This window comes from Skermanella stibiiresistens SB22 (assembly GCF_000576635.1).
Lineage (GTDB): Bacteria > Pseudomonadota > Alphaproteobacteria > Azospirillales > Azospirillaceae > Skermanella > Skermanella stibiiresistens.
In genome coordinates, this window is the sequence record NZ_AVFL01000013.1 from 88,165 (window position 1) to 113,698 (window position 25,534).

Consider the following 25,534-nt stretch of genomic DNA (forward strand, 5'->3'; position numbering starts at 1 on the left):
CCTCAAGATGGGCCACGGCGGCGCCGGAGAAAAGGCTGAACCGTGTTCCATAGGCGTCCTTTCGGACACGCCCGCGACCGACCACTGTCGCGCGCGATCATCATTCCTCGGAAATTTGGCGGTTCTCATGAGCGATCTCACCCTCGTCATCGGCAACAAGGCGTCGTCCTCGTGGTCCTTGCGTCCCTGGCTGGCCCTGAAGAGGATCGGAGCGCCGTTCCTGGAGATCACGATCCCGTTGCGCCAGCCGGATACCAAGGCGGAAATCCTCGGCTACTCGCCCGCCGGCAAGGTGCCGGTGCTGATCGACGGCGATTTGACCGTTTACGATTCGCTGGCCATCCTGGAATACCTCGCCGAAAGCTTCCCCGAAGCGGGGCTGTGGCCCGACGACCGCGCCGCCCGCGCCATCGCCCGCTCGATCTCGGCCGAGATGCATTCCGGCTTCGCCGACTTGCGCAAGAACATGTCGATGGATGTCACCGACAAGCACCCAGGCGAGGGCCGGACGCCCGAGACGCTGAACGACATCGCGCGGATCACCCAGGTCTGGCGTGACGCCCGCGCCCGCTTCGGCGCGGATGGCCCCTTCCTGTTCGGCCGGTTCGGCGTCGCCGACGCGATGTACGCGCCGGTCTGCACCCGCTTCGACACGTACGGGGTGGAGCTTGACGATGTTGGCCAAGCCTATGTGACGACGATCCTGGGCTTGCCCGAGATGCGTGAATGGTACGCCGCCGGAGCCGCCGAGCCCTGGGGCGCCCTGCGCTGAGACATTCGCGCCTTGCGCTGATACCTGGTCACCGAACGGCTGGGGCGGGGGGAACCGGGGGCGGCGCGTCACCCTCCGGCCGCTCGAGTTCCCGCTCGCTGTCCTCCAGCACGCCCGCCTCGCGGTAATAGCGGGCGGCGCCGGGATGGAGGGGGGCCGCCAAGCCCTTGGTCGCCGTCGCCAGCTGGATCGACGGTCCCTTGGGGTGGCCGTTGTCGAGCAGCCGCCGCGTGCTCGGGTGCCAAAGCGCGCGGGTGATGCCGTAGACCAGTTCCTCGGACACGTCGCCACGGACCAGCCATTGGGCGCCGACACCCAATGTGCGCGTTTCCGAGACGCCCTCATAGACGCCGTCACCGATCACCGTCTCGGTGAAGAACGGCAGCCGTTCCGTCAGGCTCTTGCCCTGCGCGTCGTCGAACGACAGCAGGCGGATGGGAGTCCGCGCCGCCGCCTCCGCGACGGCGGCGACGGGATAGCCGCCGACGATGAAGAAGGCTTCGACCTCGCCCTCGACCAGACGGTCGCCGGCGGGGCCGGGCTTCAGGTAGCGCGGCTTGATGTCGGCCTCGCCCAGGCCATAGGCCTCCAGGATCACGCGCGCCTCGACCAAGGTGCCCGAACCCTCCTCGCCGATCGAGACGGTCTTGCCCCTCAGGTCTGCGACGCTCCGGATGCCGCTTTCGGCCCGGACCACCAGATGCACCGTCTCGACATACAGGTTGGCGATCGCGGTGAGCTGGTCGAATGGCGGCTGGCCCTTGTACGGGCCCGTGCCCTCCCGCGCCCAGTAGGCGATATCGGCCTGGGACAGCGATGATTCGAGCGTGCCGGTCCGCATTTCCTTGAGGTTCTCGACCGAGCCCTGGGTCGCCTGGGCCACCGCGATCAGGCCGGGCACGCCACAGCTGCCGCCCCGATCGCAGGCGCGCGAGCCCGGCGGATTGCTGATCGCGTTGGCCAACATGCCGCCGACCGGAAAATAGGTGCCGCCGGTCGTTCCGGTCCCGATCCGAAAGAACCTGATGTCCTCGGTGTGCGCCGCGGCCGGGGCCATGGCTAGCAGGAGCGCCGCCGTCAGGGTACGCAGAAGCGCTCGCGCGGCGGGAAGGAGGCGGCGCCGGGCGGCGGGGAGGTCGGGAAGCACGGCAGACGGCCTTCCAGTGAGGGTAGGGCATCCAGGAACGGAGCCGGCCGGCCCCGCGCGATGACTCGATTCACCAATGTGAGGCGAAAGACATGGCCTCAATATGGCGCAAAGGCATTACGCGTTTGATAACGTCCCGGACGCTGGATTATTTCCCTTCCCAATGGGGCTAGGGCCAGTGGCCGCGCCGCCCCCGTCCACGATCACTCCGCCGCCTGGGCCTGGATCCGGTCGGAGTTGCCGAAGTCGAAGGCCAGTTGGTCCGGTTCGGTGTCGCCGGTCTCCACGCGCGGGCTCAACTCCATCGCCACGGGCGTGGTCGCCGTCTGCGGCATTGGGACGAAGGCGCCCTGTTCCTCCAGCGGCTTGGCCTGCCGCGCCGTCATTCGGTACAGGGTGAACAGCACCAGGATGCCGGCGATCATGCCGATATACAGGAACAGCCCGTTGAACCCCAGCACGCCCATGACCTGCGACGCCAGCACGGGTCCAAGGGCCGAGCCGGTGCCGAACATCAGCAGCAGCCCGGCACTGGCCGGCACGACCTCGTCCGCCCTCATGAAGTCGTTGGCGTGGGCGAGACCGATCGGATAGAGCGAATAGGCTAGACCGCCGTAGATGCCCAGCATCCCCGCGAAGACCAGGTTCGGCACGGCGTCGGCGAAGGCCAGCGCCAGGGCGGCGGCTGAGACGCCAGCGGCCACGCCCAGGAAGACGGTGCGGCGGTCGAACCTGTCGGACAGGCGGCCCATGGGAAACTGCATGACGAAGCCGCTGAGGATCGCCACCATCATGAACAGGCCGATATCCTCCACCGTGCCGCCGCGCGCCTGGACATAGACCGGACCCATGCTGCCGAAGGCGCCGTTGATCAGGCCGGCGCCGACGCAGCCGGCGACACCCAGTGGCGAGATGCGGATGATCTCGATCACGCGCAGCCGGTGGGTTCCGACCGAGCTGGGGCTCTGGGTCCGGCTGAGCGCCAGCGGCACCAGCGACAGCGCCACCAGGATCGCCACCAGGCTGAAGATCTGGAACCCGCTGGGGTCGATCACGGTGAGCAGCGACTGCGAGGCGCCATAGGAGAGATAGTTGACCGTCATGTAGACCGACAGCACCCGGCCGCGCACCGTGTTGGACGACGACGCGTTGATCCAGCTCTCGGTGATGGTGAACAGGCCGGCGAGGCAGAATCCCGCCACCACGCGCAGCAGCAGCCAGACGATCTGGTCGATCACGATGGCGTGGATCAGCGCCGCGGTGGCGGCGATGGCGGCGAACGCCGCGAAGGCGCGGATGTGGCCGACCCGCTCGACGACACCTGGGCAGCGGATCGTTCCGAGGACGAAACCGACCGAGTAGGCCGCCATGATGATGCCGATCCGATCGACCGGGAAGCTTTCGATCCCCATCCGCACCGCGAGCAGGGTGGAGAACAGGCCATTGCCCAGGACCAGGATGCCGAGGCTGATCAGCAACGGCAATATGGCGGCGAACACTTGCCGCAGATCCGACATCCACTCCTCCGACCGGGTTCGGGGAAGCGCCGGCCATGGTGTTCCGCGCCACCCCCTTAAGACAGGTCGGTATACGAATTAACGGGGACGAGGACAAGCCGGCGGAAGGCGATGGGTGCGGAGAATCCCTTGATGACGGCGGTTTCTCCCACGGAATTCAGCGATGATATCACAGCCGAAACGGCCGGGTCCGCCGCCAGCGTCTCGGATAGGACGATGTCGCCGCCCAGGCTCTGGCCTTCCAGGCGGGCGGCGAGGTTGACCACGGAGCCGAAATAATCCAGCCGGCCGTTGAGGGTGACGGCGACGCACGGCCCCGCGTGCAGGCCCATCTTGATCACCAGCCCGTCGCGGGGCGCCGCCTGGATCGCCAAGGCCGCCTGGATCGCCTGTGCGGGGTCGGCGAACGCGGCCATGACGGCGTCGCCGATCGTCTTGACCACCGCGCCGTCATTCTCGCGCACCGCCTTGGCCAGATCGGCGAAATGCTCGCGGACCATGTGGTAGGCGCTGGCGTCCCCCACCTTGCCATAGAGCGCCGTCGATCCCTTGAGGTCGGTGAACATCAGAGTGACGGTGCCGATCGCCACCTCGTCGCCCGGCCGCAGCACCTCGTCCGAGAACATGTCGCGGAACGCCTGCAATGTCGTCACCTGATGGGCGGTCAGCGCGTCGGCCACCCAGTCGCGAGATTCGATCACCACCGTCAAGGGATGGTTGGCCCGATTCTCCAGCAGGATCAGACCGGGAGACGCCGGTTCCCCCAGGGTGACCACCTCGCCGTCCGTGGCGACCAGCGGAAAACCGCCGTCCGTTTCGCCGGACCAATCGAGATCGGCGCTGCCGCCCGGCTCCAGCGTCCGAAGGCGGAGCGGACCCGGCGGCGGAACTCCCTCCAGGGTGCGGACCTCGGACGGTCCCAGCGTCTGCTGGACATGGACATGCGGCGTGGTCATCGGTCCGGCGAGGCAGTATTCGCCCTCGCTCAAGGTCCGGACGGTGGTCGAGGGTTGGAACGTCAGCTCGACATTGCGGGCGAAGTCCCTGCCGTAGTCGATGTTGCAGGACGGGCAATGCGCGCCGCGCGGGAGGCGGTCGAGGGTGGACGCCACCGCCTTGGCGCCCCGGCAGCGCGGGCAGAGCAGGTCCCAGCGCAGGGTCAGCAGGCCGGCCTTGACGGCGCCCAGGCACAGTTCGACCACCTTGCGCGGCGGTTCGCCCCAGCTTCGCGCCAGCGCCAGTGGGCGGACGCGGGTCAGGTCGACCTCCTGCGCGGTCAGCAGATGGTCGGCGAGCCTGCGCGACAGTCCATGGCCATTGCCGCTGTCCTCCAGGGTCGTGACCATTCCGGCGACGCGCTCGGCGATGGCTGGTGTGGGTGGTGAAGGTTTGTGGTCGAACGGCCGCGGTGTCGCTCCCCCGGCGAAGCGCGCGGCCGAGCGGATCAGTTTTTCGAACCCCCGGCCAGTCCTCTCCAGAAAACCAAGTGTCAGCAACGCTTGCCCCAACCAATTCGCGGAATGAATTTCCAGGGTATAGGAGACCCGCGATCCGCCGCGTTCGGGCGTCAGCAACAGGGTTGGGCTGATGCGGGAGAAAGGGCCAAGCCGGAACAGCCGCGTCTGGGTGAAGCCTTGGGGCGCCACCCATTGGAATGGCCGCTCCTCCCACTCCAGCTTGAAGCGGCCGATGGAGCCCCGTCCGATCCGCGACAGCGTGCCGTCGGGCTGGGGGATCTCCTCCACCTGATAGCGCGGCAGTCCCAGCGCCTCGTTGAAGCGGGGCGTGTCCGCCAGGATCGGCCACAACCGGTCGGGTGGCTGGTCGAACCACCATGTCCAGGTGCGGCGCGCCGTCTTCGTCATCATCCCGCTCCCGTATCCCCGTGGTCTTCGGAACTGGTAGGTCCCTCGGAAAGATAAACCCAGGATCTTCAATTCCCAATATATGGCGGCCCCCCGAGATGCCGGGTATGGTCGCCGCACGTGGAGGATCGACCCCAGGCAGCCCCGGAGCCCCAGAAAAATGAGCGATAACCTATACGACCTGTTCGAATCGCGGTTTCCCGCCGATCTTTCCAGTCCCTTCATCGAAACCGGGGACGGCCGGATCCACAGCTACGCCGATCTGCGCGAGGTTTCCGGCCGCTACGCCCGCCTGCTGACCGATCTCGGCGTGCGGAAGGGCGATCGGGTCGCGGTCCAGGTCGAGAAGTCACCCGAGGCGATCTTCCTCTATCTCGCCTGCGTCCGCGCCGGGGCCGCCTACCTGCCGCTCAACACCGCCTACACCAAGGCCGAGGTGGCCTATTTCGTCGGCGACGCTGAGCCAACGGTGGTGGTCTGCCGGCCCGAGAGCGAGGCCGTCGCGATGGAGGTGGCGTCCAAGGCCGGTGTCGCCCATGTGCTGACCCTGGGGCAGGCGGACGACGGCAGCCTGCCGGAACGGGCGCGCGGGCTCGACGGCGACTACCCGACGGTGCCGGCCACCGCCGACGATCTGGCGGCGATCCTCTACACCTCCGGTACGACCGGGCGGTCGAAGGGCGCCATGATGAGCCACCGCAACCTCGGCTCCAACGCCTTGGCGCTGCATCGGATCTGGGGCTGGCGCGCGGGCGACACGCTGCTCCACGCCCTGCCGATCTTCCATACCCATGGGCTGTTCGTGGCGACCAACTGCGTGCTGCTGAACGGATCGAGCATGCTGTTCCTGCCCAAGTTCGATTTGGATCAGGTGGTGGCGCTGCTGCCGCGCGCCACGGTCTTCATGGGGGTTCCGACCTTCTACACCCGGCTGCTGTCCGATCCCCGGCTGACCCCGGACTTGTGCCGGACCATGCGGCTGTTCATCTCCGGCTCGGCCCCGCTGCTGGCCGACACCCACCGTGAGTTCCAGGAACGCACCGGACACCCGATCCTGGAGCGTTACGGCATGACCGAGACCGGCATGAACACGTCGAATCCGCTGGACGGCGACCGCGTTCCGGGCACCGTCGGCTTTCCATTGCCCGATGTCGAGTTGCGGGTGGTCGACGAGAAGACCGGCGAGCCGCTCGGCACCGACGAGATCGGCATCATCGAGGTCAAGGGCCCGAACGTGTTCGGCGGCTACTGGCGGATGCCGGAGAAGACCAAGTCGGAGTTCCGCGCCGACGGGTTCTTCATCACCGGCGATGTCGGCAAGATCGATGGCCGGGGCTATGTCCACATCGTCGGCCGCGCCAAGGACCTGATCATCTCCGGCGGCTTCAACGTATATCCCAAGGAGGTCGAGAGCGTGATCGACGCCATCGACGGTGTCGTGGAATCGGCGGTGGTCGGCGTGCCCCATCCCGACTTCGGCGAGGCGGTCGTGGCGGTGGTGATGCGGCGGCCCGGCCGCGACGATCTGACGCCGGAGCGGGTCGCGGCCGTCTGCAAGGAGGAGTTGGCGAACTACAAGACGCCCAAGCGCATCTTCTTCATCGACGAGCTGCCGCGCAACGCAATGGGCAAGGTCCAGAAGAACCTGCTGCGCGACGAGCACAAGGGGCTCTTCGCGGGCTGACCGGCGGTAAATCGGGGGATGCCGGACGCCCGGCATCCCCGCTTCTCTCGATGCCGGCCGTCAGATCGCGTCGAGGATGGCGTCGGCGCTGGAGACCTCGAAGGCGCCCGGCGCCTCGACGTTGAGCGCCTTGACCACGCCGTCCTCGATCACCATCGCGAAACGCTTGCTGCGATGGCCCATGCCATAGCCGGAGCCGTCCATCTCCAGGCCCATCGCCTTGGTCAGCGTGCCGTTGCCGTCCGGCAGCATGATGATCGTGTCGCCGACATCGGCGGATTTGGCCCAGGCGTCCATCACGAAGGCGTCGTTGACCGCCATGCAGACGATGTCGTAGCCCTTGGCCTTGAACTCGCCGGCGCGGGTGACGAAACCCGGCAGGTGCTTGGCCGAGCAGGTCGGGGTGAAGGCGCCGGGTACGGCGAACAGCACGGCCTTCTTGCCCTTGAACAGCTCGTCGGTGCTGCTTTCCTGCATCCCATTGGATGTCATGTGCTTGAACGTGGTGGACGGAATCGCGTCGCCGACCTTGATCGTCATTCTGGTTGCCCTCCCAAGGGGTCTGAAGTCGTGGACACAGGTGTAGACCGGTGCGGCGTTCCGTCGCAACAGGCATTACGTCCAGCCGATCTTATCCCCCAGCCTTGTCCAAAGCCTCCAGCACCGCCGACTCCGTCAGCAGTTCGGGAAGCGGGATGCCTTGGGGTGCCTTGGGGCCATAGACGATGTTGAAGGGGATGCCATAGCGGCCATGCTCGGCGAGGAAGGCGGCGATGGTGTCGTCCGGCCGCGTCCAATCCGCTTGCATGGGCACGACTCCTCCACTGGCGCCTCCATTGAACAGACGCCCCGCCACCGGGTCGCGCGACAGCACCAGCCGCTTGTTCGCTTGGCAGGTGATGCACCAGCTGGCGGTGACGTCGACGAAGACGGTTCGTCCGGCGGCGACCTGCCCGGCGATGGCGGCTTTGTCGAACGGCATCCATTTGGCATCCGTGGCGGCCGCCGCTCCCGAAACGGTTCGGTCGGGGACGAGTGGCAAGGCGAAGGAGGCCACGGCCAGCAGGGCGGCGACGGCTCCCCCCGCCAGCCGGGCGCGGCCGGGCAGCCGCCGGCGGACCGCCAAGGTGGCGACGACGGCGGCCATCAGCGCGCCGATCACCAGGGCGGCGGCGGGGCTCAGTTGGATCGCCAGGACCGATAGCAACCAGACGCCGGTGAGGGCCAGCGCCACTCCCAGGATGCGACGCAGGACGACCATCCAGCGGCCGGGACGCGGCAGGCGCGCCGCCAGCGACGGAAAGGCCGCCACCGCCAGATAGGGCAGGGCCAAGCCCAACCCGAGCGTCCCAAACACGGCGACGATCTCCAGCGGCCCGCGCGCCAGCGCGAAACCCACGGCGGTGCCGAGGAATGGGGCGGAGCACGGCGTCGCCAGCAGCGTCGCCAGCGCGCCGGTCGCGAAGTGACCTCCCAGGCTGGGATGATGCCCGGACAAGGCCCCGCCAACCGCCACGTCCGCGATCGCGCGCGGCAGCGGGATCTCGAACAAGCCCCACAGGTTGGCGGCGAAGACGGTGACCAGCACGACCATGAAGATCAGGAACAAGGGTTGCTGGAACTGGATGCCCCAGCCCACCGCCGACCCGGTCAGCTTCAACGCCACCGCCGCCGCGGCCAGCACCAGGAACGACGACAGGATGCCGGCGGCGGACATCAGGAACCCGGCGCGGATCTCGCGCGGGGCGCCGCCGCCATGGCCGACGACCGACAGCAGCTTCAACGACAATACCGGCAGCACGCAGGGCATCAGGTTGAGCAACAGCCCCCCGATCAGGGCGAAGCCGAGCATGGCTGCCAATCCGGCGCCATCGGTTATGAAGCCGCTTCCCGGCCCCGTTGCGGCTCCCGCGACCGTCACCGGCCGCTCCATCGAGCGCAAGCCATCGACAAGCGTCAGGGTGACCGGCGAGCCCTCCAGCGCCACCGGCTCGCCGGTGACGGGCAGGGTGACGGTGATGTGGCGGTCGCCCGCGTCGAACTCGATCTTGGGCGCTCCGAACGCGGCGCCGTCGCCGGCCTCGACGAACAGATCCGGGTCGACGAAGGGTTCGCGCGCGGATGCGGTGACCCGCAACGCCCCATCGACCGCCCGCGCGCTCTCGATCGACAGCCCGGAGGCGGTGCCGTCGCCGGGTACCTGGGAGGTGAAGCGGGCGAGCAGGTTGGCGTCGGCCCCGGACGAGGTTGCGGGGCCCTCGGGCAGGGCCAGCGTCAGTTCAAGGCGCTGGGGCACGCAGATGTCGCTGCACACCAGCAGGTCGGCCGAGGCCTTGAGGTCGAGCGCCTGACCCGGCGTCACTGGACGCGCCGTGATCGGCAGGACCACCTCGCCGTCATAACCGAATGTTTCAATCCCGAACAGCGTGAAGCGGTGCGGCGCCGGCCAGCGCATCTCCGTCCCGGCGAGGTTCCGGCTGCCGTCCCAAACCAGCTGGGGCGGCAGCCCAGCGTCGCCGGGGGAACGCCAGTAGGTCTTCCAGCCCGGCTTCATTTTCAGATGCAGGCCCAGGGGCACGCGGTCGAGCGATCCGGCGCCATCGACCGCCGCGACAAGCCGTGCCTCCACGATATCGGTCCGCTGCCACGGACCCGAAGCGCCATGCGCCGGCAGGTTCGCGGCGATCAGGGCGGCGAGCAGGAGGAGCAGTCCGGTGGCGACGCTGCGCAGGGTGCTTTTGGTGATCATGACGCTCGGATTTTGTGTTTCCCGGGGCGGGATTATAGGTGGCAAGCGGTCGCAGGTGCTGTCACACTTTCGTTAGTCCCTGTTGATACGGTGAGATCAGCCACCACATTTGGGGCTTGAGGAATACGGAACGGCACGCATGACGGACGCAACGAACAAGTCCCAATACCTGACCGGCCAATTGCTGATCGCCATGCCGGCCATGCCGGATCAACGGTTCCAGCGGTCGGTCATCTATATCTGCGCCCATAATCCAGATGGTGCCATGGGCTTGGTGATCAACAAACTGTTCGGCACGATCACCTTCCCGGACCTGCTGGAACAACTTGGCATCGACACACCGGGTCACGCGACGAACATGCGCGTGCATTTCGGGGGGCCGGTCGAGTCGGGGCGTGGTTTCGTGCTTCATTCGACCGACTTCGTGCGTGAAGGCACCATGACGGTGGATGATGACGTGGCGCTGACCGCGACCGTCGACATCCTCCGCGCCATCGCCGACGGCCGCGGCCCCAAGAACGCCATGCTGGCGCTGGGCTATGCCGGCTGGGGTCCTGGCCAGTTGGACGCCGAGATGCAGGCCAATGGCTGGTTGAACGCGCCCGCCGACGACGGCCTGCTGTATGATAGGGATCTGGAGACCAAGTGGGAGCGGGCAATCGCCAAGCTGGGTGTCAGCCTGTCCATGCTGTCAGGCGAGGCGGGACACGCCTGACGCCCCGGATCTTCACCTGACATCCGCGACAAAAAAGCCGTCCCGGTGATCCGGGACGGCTTTCTGCTTGAACGAGGAAACCGCGGCTATTCGCGCATCGCGCGGACGGCGGTGTCCCGCATCGGTTGCAGCAGGTAGGACAGAAGCGTACGCTCGCCCTTCTTGATCACCACCTCGGCCGGCATGCCGGGGATGATGTTGAGCCCGGCGATGCTCTCCTTGCTCTTGTCGTCCACCAGCACGCGGACGTTGAAGTACGGCTGGTTGGTCTTGGGATCGATCAGCCGGTCGGCCGAAACCGTCTTCAACTGGCCGTGGATCATCGGCGTCGTCCGCTGATTGAAGGCGGGGAAGCGGATTTCCGCCTCCATGCCGACCTGCAGGCCATCGATGTCGGCCGGGCGAACCTGCGCGTCGACCACCAGCCGGTCGTTCTGCGGCACGATGTCCATGATCCTGCCGCCCGGCGTGATCACGCCGTCGACCGTGTGGATCGCCATGTCAACCACGATGCCGCTGTCCGGAGCTCGGATGTCCATCCGGCCCAGTTCCGCCCGGGTGGCGTGCAGCCGCTCGGTGGACTCGAACAGGCGGGCCTGGGTCGTGCGCAGGTCGGTTTCGACCTGCTCCAGGAAGGTCTTCCGGGCCTGGGTGATCTGAAGCTCGGACTCGCCGATCGACTGCCGGACGCTGGCGATGTTCGACAGGATCTCGCCTCGCTCGGCCATCAGGGATTCGACCTCGCGCTCGTACTGGAGCACCTTGTTGGCGGGCGCGTTGCCGCGGTCGGCGAGGTCGCGGAGACCCTTCAACTCCTTGTCCAGCAGCGCGCTCTGGCGAATCTTCGCCTTTACCTGGATTTCCATGCCGGAGATCTGCTCGACCGACTGGGCGATGCGGTTGCGGAGGATCGAGGTCTGGCCGTTCAGGCTCGCCTGCCGGGCCTCGAAGATGCGCCGCTGCCCCGCCATCGTGTCGGCCAGTTCCGGTTCCGTCTTGGCGCGTTCCAGCAGTGTCGCCGGGAACTTGATCTCCTTGCCGTCGTCCCGCTCGGCCAGCATGCGGGCCTCCTCGGCCAGCGCCAGATCGACCTGGGCGCGCAGCATCTGCGCCAGGGAACGGGTTTGCGTCGGGTCCAGCCGGACCAGCACGTCGCCGGCCTCCACATGCTGGCCCTCGCGGACCATGATGTCCTGGATGATGCCGCCCTGCAGGTGCTGGACCGATTTTCGGTAGCTGTCGACCACCACCGTGCCGCTGGCGATGGCCGCGGTGCTCAGGGGTGCCAGAGCCGACCAGGCGGCCAGCCCGCCGAAGCTGGTGATGATGACGATCCAGCCAGCCAGGATGGTGCCGCCGTAGTTGGTCGGGAAGTTGACCTTGCTCTTACCCGCCTTCTTTCCGGCATCCGGGTTGATGGGCAGGAGACCGGGGGAGGTTTCGATCAGACTGGTCATGTCAGGATGCCTGCTGGGCGGTCAGGCCCGGCTGGGCCGGGGTGGACGCGACGACGGGGCGGGTGAAGCGGGACAGCACCTCGGCGCGGTTACCGAACATCCGCACGCCGCCATCCGCCAGAACCAGGATCTGATCGGTGACGCTCAGGATGCTGGGCCGATGGGAGATGATGATGACGGTCGTGCCGGCGCGCTTCAGCTCCGAGATGGCGTGGACCAGGGCTGACTCGCCCTCGTCGTCCAGGTTGGAGTTGGGCTCGTCCAGCACCACCATCGCCGGATTGGCGTAGACGGCGCGGGCCAGGCCGATGCGCTGGCGCTGGCCGCCCGACAGGGCGCAGCCGCCGGTACCGATCGGGGTGTCGTAACCCTGGGGCAGACGCAGGATCATGTCGTGGACGCCGGCCCTTTTGGCGGCGGTGACGATCGCCTCGCTATCCATCTCTCCGAAGCGGGAGATGTTCTCGCTGATCGAGCCGTCGAACAGTTCGACGTCCTGGGGCAGGTAGCCCATGAAGGTGCCGCGCCGCTCCGGGTCCCAGTTGTGCAGGTCGGCGCCGTCGATCCGGACGGTGCCGGCGTAGGGCCGCCAGGCGCCGACCAGCAGGCGGGCAAGCGTGGACTTGCCGGCGCCGCTCGGCCCGATGACACCCAGAACCTCGCCGGCGGCCAGGTCGAAGCTGACCCGCGACAGGGTGGGGGCGTTGCCACCGGGGGGAACCACCACCACGGTCTCGACCTTGAGGTCGCCGACCGGGCGGGGCAGTTCGGTGCGGGGCATCGACTTCGGCACGCGGCTCAGCAGCTCGTTCAGGCGGCGATAGGCGATGCGGGCGCCGACGAACTGCTTCCAGGTGCCGATCGCCTGCTCGACCGGGGCCAGGGCCCGACCCATCAGGATCGAACCGGCGATGATCAGGCCGGCGGAGATCTGCTCGTGGATCGCCAGATAGGCGCCGCCACCCAGGATCGCGGTTTGAAGCAGCAGGCGCAGGTACTTGGTCAGGCCCATGATCACGCCGGCGCGGTCGCTGGCGACGGCCTGCAGGCGGAGGATCTCCTCGCGCCGCGCCGCCCAGCGGCGGCGGAAGTTGCCGAACATGCCCATCGCCTCGAGGACCTCGGCGTTCCGCATGCTGCTCTCGATGGCGCCCGCCGCCACGACGGCGTTGCGGTTGGCCTCCTCGAGCGGCTTCTTGGTGATCGCCTCGTTCAGCAGCGCCAGCCCGAACAGGGCGATGCCACCGACCAGGGCGATCGTTCCGAGCACGGGATGGAACAGGAACATGATCGCCAGGATCAGCGGCGTCCAGGGAGCGTCGAAGAAGGCGAAGATGCCGGATCCGGTCAGGAACTGGCGCACCGTGTCGAAGTCGCGGCTGGCCTGTGCCGGGTTGCTGCCGATGCGGTGCAGGCTGGCTTGGAACTGGGCGGACAGGACCCGTTCGCTCAATTCCTGGTCCATCCGGCCGCCGACGCGGACCAGGATGCGCGACCGGACCACCTCAAGCGCCGCCATGACGCCCAGCAGTGCGACCGTGATCAGGGTCAGCATCAGCAGGGTCGCTTCGCTTCGGCTGTGCAACACCCGGTCGTAGACCTGCATCATGTACAGCGGCGACACGAGCATCAGTATGTTGATGAACGCGCTGAAGGCCGCGGTCATGAAAAAGGCGTTGCGGCAGGTCGCGAGCGCCGCCTTCACTTCCGATTTCTTTTCAATCATCCCGTCTGGCTTCTTAAGTTGATCAAAGCCGCATGCAGGAAATTCCAGCTGATTTGCGTGGAAATCACGCGACCATCATGGGTTTTGCTGGCATCAGAGGTAGCCGATTTTGGGTTAACGAGTCACTAAGACTCGGACATTACCTTCTGTAACATTTGTGGAAAGCTTGATGTAACAATTTTGGGGCGGTGCAACATGAAGCTTTACTGATGTGGAAAGCCTTATCAAGCCAAGGCTGGACTATCCCATGCCGTCGACTATTTTGAAATTATATAAAATTTCATAGGCATTTCGCGCTCTCGGAGTGGGTTTTGCGAACGTTCCTCCTTAACCATGATTTCTGCTTTTGGGACAACGCGGTACGTCAAAAGGTTTGCCTATTTTATGCACAAGAACGAGTGTTTGGGCGTTTGCCGGTGCTATTCTCCGCGCCGGGGCTCGCATGAAGAATTCGATCCATGAATTCCGTTAATTTGAACATTTTTTCATGACAATTTACAGAGTTTCTTTTTATGGGCGCCCGCCGACGAAAAACCGGATGAGGGATGAATCAATATGATCCGCGTTTTTAACATGTTCGTTCCAACATCATTTCTTCTGCTGGCGCTCGCGGACGCCCTGGTGCTGACCGCGTCGATGGTCGTGTGTCTCAGTCTCAGCTACGCCACCCTTTCCATCGTCCTGACCAACCACGAGGGGCACCTGCACCAGACGGCGGTCTTCACCCTTGTGACGATCCCGTGCCTGTTCATGATGGGGCTGTACGAGCGGAAATATCTACTGACCCTCAAGGTGCTGTGCCTTCGGGTATTGATCGGGCTGGGATTGTCGTTCCTGTGCCTGATGACGATCTTCTACGTGATACCGGAAAGCCGGATCTGGATGAGCGCGCTGTTCCCGGCCCTGGCGCTCAGTTCGGTTGGATTGCTGGGCAACCGGGCGGTACTGACCAGCATCGCCAACATCTCGTCGCTGAAGAACAGGGTGCTGGTGCTGGGCACGGGACCGCAGGCCCAGCGGATCGAGCGGGCGGAGCGTGAACTGCGGCCGGCCAACTTCATCGTGCTCGGGTTCGCGCCGGTCGAACCCTGCGCCACCTGCGTCGCCCAGAACCGGGTGGTGCGGGCCAACGACCTGCTGTCGCTGTGCGAGACGCTGGAGGCGGACGAGGTGGTGGTGGCCCTGGAGCACCCGGAACTGAGCATGCCGCGCGAGACGCTGCTCCAGTTCCGTCTCAAGGGCATCCGCATCCTGGACACCGCGACGTTCTTCGAGCGCGAGTTCGGCCAGCTGGAGATCGATCGGCCCTATCCGAATTGGCTGCTGTTCTCCAACGGGACCACGATGGGCCGGTTCGAGACCGCCATCAAGCGGACCTTCGACATCACCATCAGCATGGCCTTCCTGCTGTTCGCGCTGCCGCTGCTGTGCTTCACGGCGCTGGCGGTCAAGCTGGAGGATGGGGGGCCGATCTTCTACCGCCAGGAACGCGTCGGCCTGAATGGCCGCAAGTTCTCGGTGGTCAAGTTCCGCAGCATGCGGGTGGACGCCGAGAAGGATGGCGTGGCGCGCTGGGCCTCGGTCGACGATCCGCGCGTGACCTTCGTCGGCGGCATCATCCGCAAGATCCGGGTCGACGAGATCCCGCAGATCTTCAACGTGCTGAGCGGCGAGATGAGCTTCGTCGGGCCCCGCCCGGAGCGGCCGACCATCGTCAACGACCTGATCAAGGACATCTCCTGCTACCCGTACCGTCACATCGTCAAGCCGGGCATCACGGGCTGGGCGCAGGTCAACTATCCCTATGGCGCGTCGATCGCCGACGCCCGCGAGAAGCTGAAGTTCGACCTTTACTACGTCAAGAACTGCAGCCTGATGCTCGACCTGATCATCCTGCTCCAGACCGTCCGCGTCGTGATCTGGCCGCAGGGCGCGCGCTGACGCGCCGCGGCGACAAGCTCAAGGCGTGACGTCGTCCTCGAGGTTCTGGAGGATTTCCGCCGCGTCCTGGTCGCCCCGTTCCGCCGCCGCCTCCAGCAGGTCTACGATGGTGACCTCATCCGGCGGGTCCTGGTCGGTCATGTAGAGGACTGCCAGCCGGGTCATGGCCGGCGTCTCGCCGCCCTCGGCCGCGATCTTGTAGAAGCGCTTGGCGGCGTCTCGGTCGACCGCCTGACCCAGCATCCCCTGGTCATAGGCGAGGCCGACGTTGAACGCGGCCTTGGCGTTGCCGTACTCGGCCGCCAACAGATAATGCCCGAAGCCGGCGTCCGGGTCGGACGAGACCCCGGCGCCCTGGATCAGGCAATCGCCGATCATGCCGTGCGCCAGCGCCGTCAGCGCGTGCTCGGGATGTTCGGGATCGTCGGTCTGATCGGCGGCCTCCTGCAGCAGCGCCAGCGCCCTGTCCGGGTCCGTCTCTCCCATGGCCGGGTCGAGCAGCATGGTCGCCCGGTTGATCATCGCCGTCGGCTCGGCCGACATGTCGATGATCGCGTCCAGCACGGCGGCGATCCGCTCGACATCCGGGTCGGGATCCTGGGCCAGCAGGCTCGCCAGCAGCTTCGCGGCGTTGGCGTGCCGCCCGACGGCGACGCTATCCTCCGCCGCTTCGTAGATACGTTGGTAATGGGCCGATCCGAGCATTGGACTTCCGGTGTGCGTGATCAAGGCTGACATGTGGGGGCTGTGTCCCCTCAATGGGAGGGGTGGGGAAGGGCGATGCTCCCGCTCAGGCGCGCGGCACGCCCTCCGGGTTCTCGCTGCCGGCGCGGTAGCGGTAGGTTCCCTCGCCCATCGCCACCAGGGTGTCGCCCGCGAAGATCTCGCAGGTCACCATGAAGATCTTGCGGCCCCCACCGCGCCTGCGGGCGACGGCGCGGAGCGTCCCGCCACTGGCCTGGGCCATGAAGGTGGTGGTCAGCGACAGGGTCACGGCGCCGCGCTTGTTGCCGGGCACGGTGCAGTAGGTCCCGGCGAAGCCGCCGACGGTGTCGATCAGGGTCGCCAGAACGCCGCCATGGACGACGCCGTTGCGGTTGAGGTGGCGCGGCAGCACGTCCAGTGTCAGGACGGCCTCGTCCGGCCGCCATTCGGCCAGTTGGTAGCGCATGGTCCGCTGGAAACCCGACGGCTCCTCCGCGCTCAGCAGCGGATCGGTGAAGGGCTCGTCCTGGTCGAGGCTGGGCGGTGCGGTCATCGTTGGGGGAAACCCGTGCGCTGTTGTGGATCGTTGGTGAAATCAAGCTCCAGGGTAACGCACCAGCCGCCGTTCGGGTATCATGGGGTGGCGTTTTCGACCACCGGCGAACCTCCGGAGACACCATGCGGCTCCACGATGATCCCTGTTCCGGCAATGGATACAAGGTCCGGCTGATCCTGGCCCATCTCGGCCAGTCCTTCGACTACGTCCGGCTCGACATCGACCGGGCGGAGACCCGCACGCCGGAGTTCCTGGCGAAGAACCCGAACGGCCGCATCCCCCTGCTGGAGTTGGACGATGGCCGGTTGCTGCCGGAATCGAACGCGATCCTGCACTATCTGGCCGAGGGATCGCGGTTCCTGCCGGTTGACCGCTTCGCCCACGCCCAGGTGCTGCAATGGATGTTCTTCGAGCAGTACAGCCACGAGCCCAACATCGCGACGGTCCGCTTCTGGCTGACCCACGGCGTCGACATGACCCCGTGGCGCGAGGAGGCGGTCGTCCAGAAGCGGGTAGGTGGCTACGCGGCGCTCGACGTGATGGAGGGCCACCTGTCGCTGAACCGATATTTCGTCGGCGACGCCATGACCATCGCGGACATCGCGCTCTACGCCTACACCCATGTCGCCCACGAGGGCGGCTTCGACCTGTGCGGCTATCCCTCCATCATGGCGTGGGTCAACCGTGTCGCGGCGGAGCCGGGGCACGTGCTGATCACCGACGTGCCCTGACCGTCCTTGGCGCGCCGACGCCTCAGTTCGGCAACCAGATCTCCAGTGTCCGCTGGCGTGGCTTGGGACTGTAGTGGGTGAAGTCGATCAGTCGGAACTCCCGGGCGCCAAAGCGCTCGCCGTACAGGCCGCCGAGCAGTTCGGCCAGCCGAGTGGCGGCGTCGCGATCCTCCTCGAAGAAAAAGCGGACATTGCCGGTCGAGATGTTGCCCTGGACTTGGCGCGTGTCGATCACCGTCAGCCCTCCGGTCTGGAGCGCCCCGACCACGGCGGTGGCCTGGGAGGCCCATGACGCTCCAACAACGTGGTGGACGAAGAGGCGGGCGCTGGGGAGCGGCGTGGTCGGCGGGGTGGGATCGAGGAGGGTGGGCGGCGGTGGTTCGGCCGCCGGGGGTGCCGGCTCCGGTAGCTCCAGCGGCAAGGGGGCCCCGACGGAATCCGGTGTCACGACCAGGGCCTGCCGCGCCGGCCGCTGCGGACCCGGCGTGAGATCGCCACCGACCAGCATGAAGGAGAGCGCCGCGATGCCAAACGCGGCGGCAACCAGTCCGACGATGAAACCAAGCAGGAACCGGCTCGAACGCGCCCGTCGCGTCGGAGCCTCCGCGGCGCCCTGGGGGATGGACGGTCCAGGCCCCACGGGCCGCGTCACCGCTCCGACCGGTTTGGTGAAGCGGGGGAATTCCGTTTCCTCATTGGAGTGCGCCGTCACGGTCGTTCGAGCGCGGGGCTGCTTGATCAGCGGCATGGCGGTGGATCCGTCCCGGTGTGATTTCCCTGGTCGGCTCCCCTCGGAGCTGGGTCGAGGCTGCCCCCGCGAACGGCGACAGCCTCAACTTTGTTATGGGCCGAAAACGCCGCCCCTCAACCCCGGCATGTGCCCCAACCGGCCCATCCCACCGAATCCACCAACCTTTCACCGATAGGATGGGGTACTCCCCGCGATCAGGCCCTTATCTCAGGCCCGTACCAGTGGCTTGTACTTGATGCGGTGCGGCTGGTCGGCCTCGTGACCCAGGCGCCGCTTGCGGTCCGCCTCGTAGTCCTGGTAATTGCCCTCGAACCATTCGACGTGGCTGTCGCCCTCGAAGGCCAGGATGTGGGTGGCGATGCGGTCCAGGAACCAGCGATCGTGGCTGATCACCACGGCGCAGCCGGCGAAGCTGTCCAAGGCCTCCTCCAGCGCCCGCAGGGTATCGACGTCCAGGTCGTTGGTCGGCTCGTCGAGCAACAGGACGTTGGCGCCGGACTTCAGCATCTTCGCCAGATGGACGCGGTTGCGCTCACCGCCGGACAACTGGCCGACCTTCTTCTGCTGGTCGGAGCCCTTGAAGTTGAAGGCGGCGACATAGGCGCGGCTCGGCATCGAGCGCTTGCCCAGCTCGATCACGTCAAGCCCGTCGGAGATCTCCTCCCACACCGTTTTGTTCGGAGCCAGCGTGTCGCGGCTCTGGTCGACATAGCCGAGCTTGGCGGTGTCGCCGACCTTGAAGGTGCCACTGTCCGGCTGGTCCTGCCCGGTGATCAGGCGGAACATGGTGGTCTTGCCGGCGCCGTTGGGACCGATCACGCCGATCACACCGCCGGGTGGCAGGCGGAAGCTCAGGTTCTCGAAAAGCAGGCGGTCGCCGAACGCCTTGGAGACGTCCTCGGCGTCGATCACCACGCCACCCAGCCGGGGCGGGGTCGGGATGATGATCTGCGCCTCGTTGTTCTGCTGCTTGCCGCTCTCGGCCAGCATCGTCTCGTAGGCGGAGATACGCGCCTTGCTCTTGCTCTGCCGGGCCTTGGCGCCCTGACGGATCCACTCCAACTCGCGCGCCAGCGTCTTCTGCCGGCCGACCTCGGTCTTGGCCTCCTGGTCCAGGCGCTTCTGCTTCTGCTCGAGCCAGGCGGTGTAGTTGCCCTCGTAGGGGATGCCTTGGCCGCGGTCGAGTTCCAGGATCCAGCCGGTGACGTTGTCCAGGAAGTAGCGATCGTGGGTCACCAGGACGACGGTGCCCTTGTAGTCCTCCAGGAACTTCTCCAGCCACGCCACGGACTCGGCGTCCAAGTGGTTGGTCGGCTCGTCGAGCAGCAGCAGGTCGGGCTTCTGGAGCAGCAGCTTGCACAGCGCCACGCGGCGGCGCTCACCGCCGGAAAGCTTGGTGACCGGGCTGTCGGGCGGTGGGCAGCGCAGCGCGTCCATCGCGATCTCGACCGTGCGCTGGAGGTCCCAGGCGTCGGCCGCCTCGATCTTCTCCTGCAACTCGGCCTGCTCGTCGATCAGCGCCGTCATCTCGTCGGGGTCCTCGACCTCGCCGAGCCGCATGCTGACCGCCTCGAAGCGGTCCATCAGCGCCTTGGTGGCGCCCAGCGCCTCCATGACATTCTCCTGGACGGTCTTGGTCTCGTCCAGTACCGGCTCCTGCGACAGGTAGCCGACGGTGGCTCCCTCGGCGGTCCAGGCCTCGCCGTTGTAGTCCTTGTCCATGCCGGCCATGATCTTCATCAGCGTGGACTTGCCGGCGCCGTTGGCGCCGAGCACGCCGATCTTGGCTCCCGGGTAGAAAGACAGCCAGACGTTATCCAGCACCTTCTTGCCGCCGGGGTAGATCTTGGTCAGCCCCTTCATGACAAAGACGTATTGATAGGACGCCATGCGTCTCTCCGACCATATTCATGAGGATCAAGATACGACGAGCCGCCACCAAAACGGCGCGCCGTCGATGTTGCGCCTTATGTAGCGCAAGGAGCGCTGATTGGCGAGGTTTGACTGACGCGGAGGCCGACCGGCGGGTCAGCTGTTGGCCTGGATGATCATGCGCAGCATGGGATAGACTTGGCCGGACCAGCGCCGGCCGTTGAACACGCCATAGTGCCCGGCACCCAATTGGAGATGGTGGTGCTTCAGGTGCGGGCGCAGGCCGGTACACAGGTCCTGCGCCGCCAACGTCTGACCGATGGCGCAGATGTCGTCGTTCTCGCCCTCGACCGTGAACAGGGCGGTGTGCCGGATCGCGGCGGGTTCGACCTTCTGGCCATGCCATTCCAGCGTACCCAGGGGCAGCGCGTGCTCCTGGAAGATCAGCCGGACGGTCTGGATGAAGAACTCGGCCGGCAGGTCCATCACGGCCAGGTATTCGTCGTAGAAGGTCTTGATCGCGTTGGCCTTCTCGTCCTCGCCGGCGATCAGGTGCTCGTACATGTCGCGGTACGCCTTGGTGTGCCGCTCCATGTTCATCTTCATGAAGGCGGTCAGCTGGACGAAACCGGGATAGACGCGGCGCAACGCGCCGGGATAGCGGAGCGGGACGGTCGAGATCAGCTTCCTCTCGAACCAGTCGATCGGCTTGCTCATCGCCAGCTCGTTGACCTTGGTCGGGCTGATCCGGGTATCGATCGGGCCGGCCATCAGCGTCATGCTGCGGGGCTGGGCCTTGTTGTCGGATTGCGCCATCACCGCGACCGCCACCAGCACCGCGACGGAGGGCTGGCAGACCGCGACCACGTGGCAATCCCGTCCCAGGAACTCGAAGAACCCGATCAGGTGGTCGACATAGGAGTCGAAGTCGAAGGCGCCTTCCCTCAGCGGCACGTCGCGCGCGTTGTGCCAATCCGTGATGTAGACGTCGTGCTCCGCCAGCATGGTCTGACAGGTGCCGCGCAGCAGCGTGGCGAAGTGCCCCGACATGGGGGCCACCACCAGCACCCGCGGCTCCTCGACCGGGATGTCCTTCTTGAAGTGGACCAGCGAACAGAACGGCGTGGCGTGGACGACCTCCTCCGTCACCCCGACCTCGCGGTGGCCGACCGTGACCGAGTCGATGCCGAAAGCCGGTCGGGTGTGGGTGGTGCCCATGCGGGACATCACCTCCAGCGCCGCCGAGATCCTCCTCCCCATGTCGCCGCCCGGCATACTCGACAGGCCGGGCCAGGATTGCCCAAACGCGGCGCTGGAACTCCGGGCCATCCAGCGGAGCGGGTCCATGACATCCACATGGCTCTGGTACATCTGATAAATCATCCGCGATCACCCGATCCATTGACTGGAATATTTGTTTTCAAATCAAACGAAGCGTTCGCGGTGTAATCCCGGCTGCCTAATAAATAAGCATCAGGCCGGGAAAATAACCCGTTGCGGCCTCGCTGCCCCGCTCCCTTGAAATGATATGCAAAAGGTCAGGGGAGCGACAGCGTTTCTTCTGGACTTGCGGACGGAGGCGACGCAATCCTTCGACATTCAGGGCACCCCATGCGGAAGGGATCGCGGCCATGACCGAAGCCACGCTCGTCATCAGCAGCAAGAACTATTCCTCGTGGTCGCTGCGAGGCTGGCTCCTGGCCCGGATGTCGGGATTGAAGTTCCAGGAGCGGGTGATCTCGCTCGACAATTCCTCGGCGCGCGCGGAAATCCTGCTGCTGTCGCCCTCGATCCTGGTGCCCTGCCTGATCCATGACGGCCATTCCGTCTGGGACACGCTGGCGATTGGCGAATACCTCAACGAGATCAAGCCAGCCGGCAGGGGACTGTTGCCGGAGGACTCGAGCGCCCGCAGTCACAGCCGCTCGATCTGCGGCGAGATGCATTCCGGCTTCACGGGCTTGCGCTCGGCCCTGCCGATGAACATCAAGCGCCACTACACAGGCTTCAAGGTCTGGGCCGGGGCGCTGGCCGACATCGAGCGGGTGACCGACATCTGGCGCGACTGCCAGTCCAAATACGGCGGCCCCTACCTGTTCGGCGCCACCCCGACCATGGCCGACGCGATGTACGCCCCGGTGGCCACCCGCTTCCACACCTATGACGTCAAGCTGGACAAGGTCTGCGCCGACTACTGCGCGACCATCCTGGCGCTGCCCGACATGGCCGAGTGGATCGAAGCCGCCAAATCCGAACCCGACGAACTGCCGGAACTCGACGCGGAGTTTTAGATACGCCCTGGCTGTGGGCTAGGCTTCGTCCAGTCACACCGCCCCGCCTCATCCCATCCAGGGATCGTAACCGCCGAAGCTCCAGACATGGCCTTCCGGGTCGCGGCAGGTATAGCCGCGCCCGCCGTATTCCTCGTCCTTGATGTCGATGACAATCTCGGCCCCGGCGGCCCTCGCCCTGGCGTGATGGGCGTCGACATCGTCGACCACGACATAGACGCTTTGGCCACCATGGACGCTTTTGCCGGCGCCGTCCTCGTCCGGCGACCGCATCAGCCGGCCATAGTCGCTGTCGCTCGATGAGCCCAGCATGATCATGCCGCCACCCATCGAGAGTTGCGCGTGGGCGATGCCGCCCTCGCCGTTGGGAACGACCATGTGCCGTTCGAACCCGAAGGCGGAGCACAGCCAGTCGATCATGGCCGGCGCGTCACGATAGCGGAGGCACGGAATGACGGGAGAGCCCTGTGTCATCGCCGCCTCCATCACACGCCCGCCGCGTCGATCTCGAGCGCCCGCTGGAAGGCGGGGCGGTCCAGGCAGCGCGTCACATAGTTGTCGAAGACGGGGTTCGGCGGCAAGGCCCGCATCACGTTGACGCAGTAATGCAGGTCGGTGCCGACCAGCACGTCGGCGGCGGAGAAGCGATCGCCGAGCAGCCAGCCGCCCGGTGCCAGCGCCTGATCCAGCACCGACAGCACGCGGTCGAGGTCGCCCCAGGCAGCCGCCACCCCATCGACCTGCCAGTCCATCATCTTCTGCATGACGGCGGGCTCGAAACAGCCGGGCGAGAAGAACAGCCAGCGCAGGTAAGCGCCCCGCGCCGGATCGCCGATCGGCGGCGCCAGACCGGCTTCCGGACAGCGGTCCGCGACATAGGCGCAGATGGCGCCCGACTCAGCGACCACCGCGTCTCCATCGACCAAGGCCGGGACCTTTCCCATCGGGTTGATCCGGAGATACTCGGGCGTCGATTGCGCGCCGGTATGGATGTCGATCAGGACGCGCTCGTATCCGCATCCCGCCTCCTCCAGCATCCAGAGAGCCCGTGTCGACCTCGTGCGTGGTGACCAGTAGAGTTTCATCGGCGTGCCTCCCCCGGAGTCGTGTCCCAAGGGGAACATTAAGCGAACATCAGGGGGTTGTCCAGCGGATCACCCGGCCGCCGGCGCCACCGTCCGCAGGATTTGCCAGCGTTCCTTGAGCAGCGCGCCGCCGACCACGGCGAGGCCGATGATGGTGGTGCCCAGCAGGGGGGAATACCAACCCTCGCGCAGCACCATGGTGAAGAACAGGCACAAGCCCAGCGCGATCTCCGGGATTCCGGTCGGTCCGGCGCGGCGGATGGGCGGGCCGCCGATGTTGCCGATCTTGGGCGTGCGGACGAAAGGCGACTGCTTGCCGATCGCGGCTTCGAACACGGCGCGCGAGTTGGAGAGGATCAGTCCCGAGGTCAGCGTCATGGCGGCCAGCACGCTCAGCGGGATGGCGCCATAGGGGTGGCGGCCCAAGGCCACCTGTCCCAGCGTCACGAAGGTGGTCGCGGCGAAGACGCCCATCGCGGTGGCGACGAGGCCCAGCACCGAGATCGCCAAGGGTTGCTGTCCGGCGTTCAGCCACAGAAGCGACAGCGACGAGGTCAGGCACAAGGCCGCCAGGGGGCAGAACAGCGACTGGCCGACCTCCAGCGTCAGCGCCAGCTTGGACAACACCGGCAGGCCGGATCGCCAGACCGACGGGAGCAGCTTGCGGGCGACCTGCGCGAAGCCCTTGTTCCAGCGATGCTGCTGGGTCCGCCATGCCGCCAAGGTCGTCGGCAACTCTCCCGGCGCCGTGATGTCGGGCGCGTAGGCGGCGCGCCAGCCGGCCAGATGGGCCCGCACCGACAAGTCCAGGTCCTCGGTCAAGGTATCCGCCGTCCAGCCGCCGGCGTCGTCGATCGCGTCGCGCCGCCAGACGCCGCAGGTCCCGTTGAACGGCAGCACCAGCCCGGTCACCGACCGCACGGACTGCTCGACTCCGAAATGGGCGTCGAGCATGACCGCCTGGGCGCGCGTCAGCAGGTTCTGACGGGCGTTCAGGTGTTCCCACCGGGCCTGCGCGAAGGCTAGGCCGCGATCGGCCATCAGGATCGGGATGGTTCGCTTGAGGAAGTCGGCCGGCGGCACGAAATCGGCGTCGAAGATCGCGACATAGGGGCTGTCGTTCTGGCCGAGGCCGTTGGCGAGCGCCCCGGCCTTGAAGCCGGTGCGGTCGCGGCGGTGGATCACCGTGATGTCGACGCCAGTGGCGCGCAACTCGTCGGCGAAGCGTCGCGAGATCTCCTCCGACCCATCGGTGCTGTCGTCCAGCACTTGGATGGAGAGCCGGTCGCGAGGCCAATCCATCACGGCGGCGCGGATGGCGCGCTCGATCAGCGTGCCTTCGTTGAACGCGGGAAGCTGCACAAGCACCCTCGGGTAATCGGTCAGGGGCCTCATCGGGCCACGCCGTTCGGGTGTCGCCCTGTGCCCCCGCAGGAACGCGGCGGAGAGGCTCAGCAGGTTGCAGCTCAAGGCGAACAGCAGGACGAGGGACAGGGAAAGCAGCAGATACAAGACCCACTGCACCACGGTTAGGACAGGCATTCCCCGATTATCCTCGATAGTTTCAACGGATCGCGACTGTGACGACCGGCGACGGACGGCCATCCGACAAACGTTTGAGCCGGGCCGTTTACTCCAGGCGCCGAAGTACATCGCCAGATATGCGGGGCCGGGTACGCGGTACCCTTGTGCCAAGTGGGTGATATCGCGCGATCCCAGGACTCGCGGATTGTCACGGCGCGCGATGGCGGCTCCGGATTGAAACGCCGTCGCGGCATCCCCACGTATTTGGCATCGGGGTCCGGGCCCCTCTGGCGGACGCTTGAAGAAGCGCCGCGATGTCGGACCCCTCCACCTGCACGCCCGTGCATCTGGAGGGATCAGGACTTGGTATCCAGGACCGGCTTCCTCTTGGGATCGGCGTGTCGCGGGAAAGACGATCGTGAGGATCGTCGGCCGTAAGGACCGTT

At 66.4% G+C, this 25,534-nt stretch carries 21 protein-coding genes; 6 read left to right on the top strand and 15 right to left on the bottom strand.

Going from position 1 to position 25,534, the window contains the following annotated elements:
* The first annotated feature begins 127 nt into the window (after positions 1–127).
* Positions 128–772: a glutathione S-transferase family protein gene (locus tag N825_RS18265; protein WP_037455063.1), complete on the top strand. Its 645-nt coding sequence runs from the start codon at positions 128–130 to the stop codon at positions 770–772.
* A gap of 28 nt (positions 773–800) precedes the next feature.
* Here the strand turns inward: N825_RS18265 and N825_RS18270 are convergent, their stop codons facing one another.
* From N825_RS18270 to N825_RS18280, 3 genes are all read right to left on the bottom strand, one after another.
* A complete protein-coding gene (locus N825_RS18270) occupies positions 801–1,919 on the bottom strand; it encodes a TAXI family TRAP transporter solute-binding subunit (protein ID WP_063833872.1) in 1,119 nt (372 codons plus the stop codon).
* Positions 1,920–2,122: 203 nt separating this feature from the next.
* Positions 2,123–3,436 carry an MFS transporter gene (locus N825_RS18275; RefSeq protein WP_051512540.1) on the bottom strand — a complete coding sequence of 438 codons (1,314 nt, stop codon included), beginning with the start codon at positions 3,434–3,436 and terminating at the stop codon, positions 2,123–2,125.
* Between the two features lie 56 nt (positions 3,437–3,492).
* Positions 3,493–5,304, bottom strand: coding sequence for an adenylate/guanylate cyclase domain-containing protein (locus tag N825_RS18280; protein WP_037455066.1), 1,812 nt, complete (start codon positions 5,302–5,304; stop codon positions 3,493–3,495).
* A 157-nt stretch (positions 5,305–5,461) separates the two neighbouring features.
* On the opposite strand from N825_RS18280, the gene N825_RS18285 reads away from it, so the two are divergent.
* Positions 5,462–6,985: a malonate--CoA ligase gene (locus N825_RS18285; RefSeq protein WP_037455069.1), complete on the top strand. Its 1,524-nt coding sequence runs from the start codon at positions 5,462–5,464 to the stop codon at positions 6,983–6,985.
* Positions 6,986–7,045: 60 nt separating this feature from the next.
* On the opposite strand, the gene N825_RS18290 is transcribed toward N825_RS18285, so the two are convergent.
* Both N825_RS18290 and N825_RS18295 read right to left on the bottom strand, forming a co-directional pair.
* A complete protein-coding gene (locus N825_RS18290) occupies positions 7,046–7,525 on the bottom strand; it encodes a peroxiredoxin (RefSeq protein ID WP_037455072.1) in 480 nt (159 codons plus the stop codon).
* A gap of 91 nt (positions 7,526–7,616) precedes the next feature.
* Positions 7,617–9,734, bottom strand: coding sequence for a protein-disulfide reductase DsbD family protein (locus tag N825_RS18295; protein ID WP_051512541.1), 2,118 nt, complete (start codon positions 9,732–9,734; stop codon positions 7,617–7,619).
* Positions 9,735–9,873: 139 nt separating this feature from the next.
* Here N825_RS18295 and N825_RS18300 point away from each other — a divergent pair, with 139 nt between their 5' ends.
* Positions 9,874–10,449, top strand: a complete 576-nt coding sequence (locus N825_RS18300; RefSeq protein ID WP_037455075.1) for a YqgE/AlgH family protein — start codon at positions 9,874–9,876, stop codon at positions 10,447–10,449.
* An 86-nt stretch (positions 10,450–10,535) separates the two neighbouring features.
* Here N825_RS18300 and N825_RS18305 read toward each other — a convergent pair whose 3' ends face one another.
* Both N825_RS18305 and N825_RS18310 read right to left on the bottom strand, forming a co-directional pair.
* A complete protein-coding gene (locus N825_RS18305) occupies positions 10,536–11,906 on the bottom strand; it encodes an HlyD family type I secretion periplasmic adaptor subunit (RefSeq protein WP_051512542.1) in 1,371 nt (456 codons plus the stop codon).
* A 1-nt stretch (position 11,907) separates the two neighbouring features.
* On the bottom strand, positions 11,908–13,632 hold the full coding sequence (locus N825_RS18310) for a type I secretion system permease/ATPase (protein ID WP_037455078.1): 1,725 nt from the start codon (positions 13,630–13,632) through the stop codon (positions 11,908–11,910).
* Positions 13,633–14,187: 555 nt separating this feature from the next.
* Between N825_RS18310 and N825_RS18315 the strand changes: the two genes are divergently transcribed.
* Positions 14,188–15,573: a TIGR03013 family XrtA/PEP-CTERM system glycosyltransferase gene (locus N825_RS18315; RefSeq protein ID WP_037455080.1), complete on the top strand. Its 1,386-nt coding sequence runs from the start codon at positions 14,188–14,190 to the stop codon at positions 15,571–15,573.
* 18 nt (positions 15,574–15,591) lie between these two features.
* On the opposite strand, the gene N825_RS36635 is transcribed toward N825_RS18315, so the two are convergent.
* Positions 15,592–16,278, bottom strand: a complete 687-nt coding sequence (locus N825_RS36635) for a tetratricopeptide repeat protein (protein WP_051512544.1) — start codon at positions 16,276–16,278, stop codon at positions 15,592–15,594.
* An 85-nt stretch (positions 16,279–16,363) separates the two neighbouring features.
* Positions 16,364–16,831, bottom strand: coding sequence for a PaaI family thioesterase (locus N825_RS18325; RefSeq protein WP_037455083.1), 468 nt, complete (start codon positions 16,829–16,831; stop codon positions 16,364–16,366).
* A 125-nt stretch (positions 16,832–16,956) separates the two neighbouring features.
* Between N825_RS18325 and N825_RS18330 the strand changes: the two genes are divergently transcribed.
* Positions 16,957–17,565, top strand: a complete 609-nt coding sequence (locus N825_RS18330; protein ID WP_037455086.1) for a glutathione S-transferase family protein — start codon at positions 16,957–16,959, stop codon at positions 17,563–17,565.
* A 22-nt stretch (positions 17,566–17,587) separates the two neighbouring features.
* Here N825_RS18330 and N825_RS18335 read toward each other — a convergent pair whose 3' ends face one another.
* From N825_RS18335 to N825_RS18345, 3 genes are all read right to left on the bottom strand, one after another.
* Positions 17,588–18,313, bottom strand: a complete 726-nt coding sequence (locus tag N825_RS18335) for a hypothetical protein (RefSeq protein WP_037455088.1) — start codon at positions 18,311–18,313, stop codon at positions 17,588–17,590.
* 210 nt (positions 18,314–18,523) lie between these two features.
* On the bottom strand, positions 18,524–20,206 hold the full coding sequence (gene ettA, locus N825_RS18340) for an energy-dependent translational throttle protein EttA (RefSeq protein WP_037455090.1): 1,683 nt from the start codon (positions 20,204–20,206) through the stop codon (positions 18,524–18,526).
* A 138-nt stretch (positions 20,207–20,344) separates the two neighbouring features.
* Entirely contained in the window at positions 20,345–21,571 is a 1,227-nt protein-coding gene (locus tag N825_RS18345) for a polyhydroxyalkanoate depolymerase (RefSeq protein ID WP_037455092.1), read from the bottom strand.
* A 248-nt stretch (positions 21,572–21,819) separates the two neighbouring features.
* On the opposite strand from N825_RS18345, the gene N825_RS18350 reads away from it, so the two are divergent.
* Positions 21,820–22,479, top strand: coding sequence for a glutathione S-transferase family protein (locus tag N825_RS18350; RefSeq protein WP_037455094.1), 660 nt, complete (start codon positions 21,820–21,822; stop codon positions 22,477–22,479).
* 48 nt (positions 22,480–22,527) lie between these two features.
* Here N825_RS18350 and N825_RS18355 read toward each other — a convergent pair whose 3' ends face one another.
* From N825_RS18355 to N825_RS18365, 3 genes are all read right to left on the bottom strand, one after another.
* On the bottom strand, positions 22,528–22,953 hold the full coding sequence (locus N825_RS18355) for a VOC family protein (protein WP_245613158.1): 426 nt from the start codon (positions 22,951–22,953) through the stop codon (positions 22,528–22,530).
* An 11-nt stretch (positions 22,954–22,964) separates the two neighbouring features.
* Positions 22,965–23,564, bottom strand: coding sequence for a glutathione S-transferase family protein (locus N825_RS18360; protein ID WP_037455097.1), 600 nt, complete (start codon positions 23,562–23,564; stop codon positions 22,965–22,967).
* Positions 23,565–23,633: 69 nt separating this feature from the next.
* Entirely contained in the window at positions 23,634–25,106 is a 1,473-nt protein-coding gene (locus N825_RS18365) for a glycosyltransferase (RefSeq protein WP_037455100.1), read from the bottom strand.
* Positions 25,107–25,534 lie beyond the last annotated feature (428 nt).

Bases quoted from the DNA above. Each gene is read 5' to 3' on its own strand.
- N825_RS18360 (WP_037455097.1), bottom strand. From the start codon at position 23,564: ATGAAACTCTACTGGTCACCACGCACGAGGTCGACACGGGCTCTCTGG.
- N825_RS18285 (WP_037455069.1), top strand. From the start codon at position 5,462: ATGAGCGATAACCTATACGACCTGTTCGAATCGCGGTTTCCCGCCGAT.
- N825_RS18345 (WP_037455092.1), bottom strand. From the start codon at position 21,571: ATGATTTATCAGATGTACCAGAGCCATGTGGATGTCATGGACCCGCTC.
- N825_RS18300 (WP_037455075.1), top strand. From the start codon at position 9,874: ATGACGGACGCAACGAACAAGTCCCAATACCTGACCGGCCAATTGCTG.
- ettA (WP_037455090.1), bottom strand. From the start codon at position 20,206: ATGGCGTCCTATCAATACGTCTTTGTCATGAAGGGGCTGACCAAGATC.
- N825_RS36635 (WP_051512544.1), bottom strand. From the start codon at position 16,278: ATGCTCGGATCGGCCCATTACCAACGTATCTACGAAGCGGCGGAGGAT.
- N825_RS18305 (WP_051512542.1), bottom strand. From the start codon at position 11,906: ATGACCAGTCTGATCGAAACCTCCCCCGGTCTCCTGCCCATCAACCCG.
- N825_RS18335 (WP_037455088.1), bottom strand. From the start codon at position 18,313: ATGCCGCTGATCAAGCAGCCCCGCGCTCGAACGACCGTGACGGCGCAC.
- N825_RS18290 (WP_037455072.1), bottom strand. From the start codon at position 7,525: ATGACGATCAAGGTCGGCGACGCGATTCCGTCCACCACGTTCAAGCAC.
- N825_RS18315 (WP_037455080.1), top strand. From the start codon at position 14,188: ATGATCCGCGTTTTTAACATGTTCGTTCCAACATCATTTCTTCTGCTG.
- N825_RS18325 (WP_037455083.1), bottom strand. From the start codon at position 16,831: ATGACCGCACCGCCCAGCCTCGACCAGGACGAGCCCTTCACCGATCCG.
- N825_RS18355 (WP_245613158.1), bottom strand. From the start codon at position 22,953: ATGACACAGGGCTCTCCCGTCATTCCGTGCCTCCGCTATCGTGACGCG.
- N825_RS18265 (WP_037455063.1), top strand. From the start codon at position 128: ATGAGCGATCTCACCCTCGTCATCGGCAACAAGGCGTCGTCCTCGTGG.
- N825_RS18295 (WP_051512541.1), bottom strand. From the start codon at position 9,734: ATGATCACCAAAAGCACCCTGCGCAGCGTCGCCACCGGACTGCTCCTC.
- N825_RS18275 (WP_051512540.1), bottom strand. From the start codon at position 3,436: ATGTCGGATCTGCGGCAAGTGTTCGCCGCCATATTGCCGTTGCTGATC.
- N825_RS18280 (WP_037455066.1), bottom strand. From the start codon at position 5,304: ATGATGACGAAGACGGCGCGCCGCACCTGGACATGGTGGTTCGACCAG.
- N825_RS18310 (WP_037455078.1), bottom strand. From the start codon at position 13,632: ATGATTGAAAAGAAATCGGAAGTGAAGGCGGCGCTCGCGACCTGCCGC.
- N825_RS18350 (WP_037455094.1), top strand. From the start codon at position 21,820: ATGACCGAAGCCACGCTCGTCATCAGCAGCAAGAACTATTCCTCGTGG.
- N825_RS18330 (WP_037455086.1), top strand. From the start codon at position 16,957: ATGCGGCTCCACGATGATCCCTGTTCCGGCAATGGATACAAGGTCCGG.
- N825_RS18365 (WP_037455100.1), bottom strand. From the start codon at position 25,106: ATGCCTGTCCTAACCGTGGTGCAGTGGGTCTTGTATCTGCTGCTTTCC.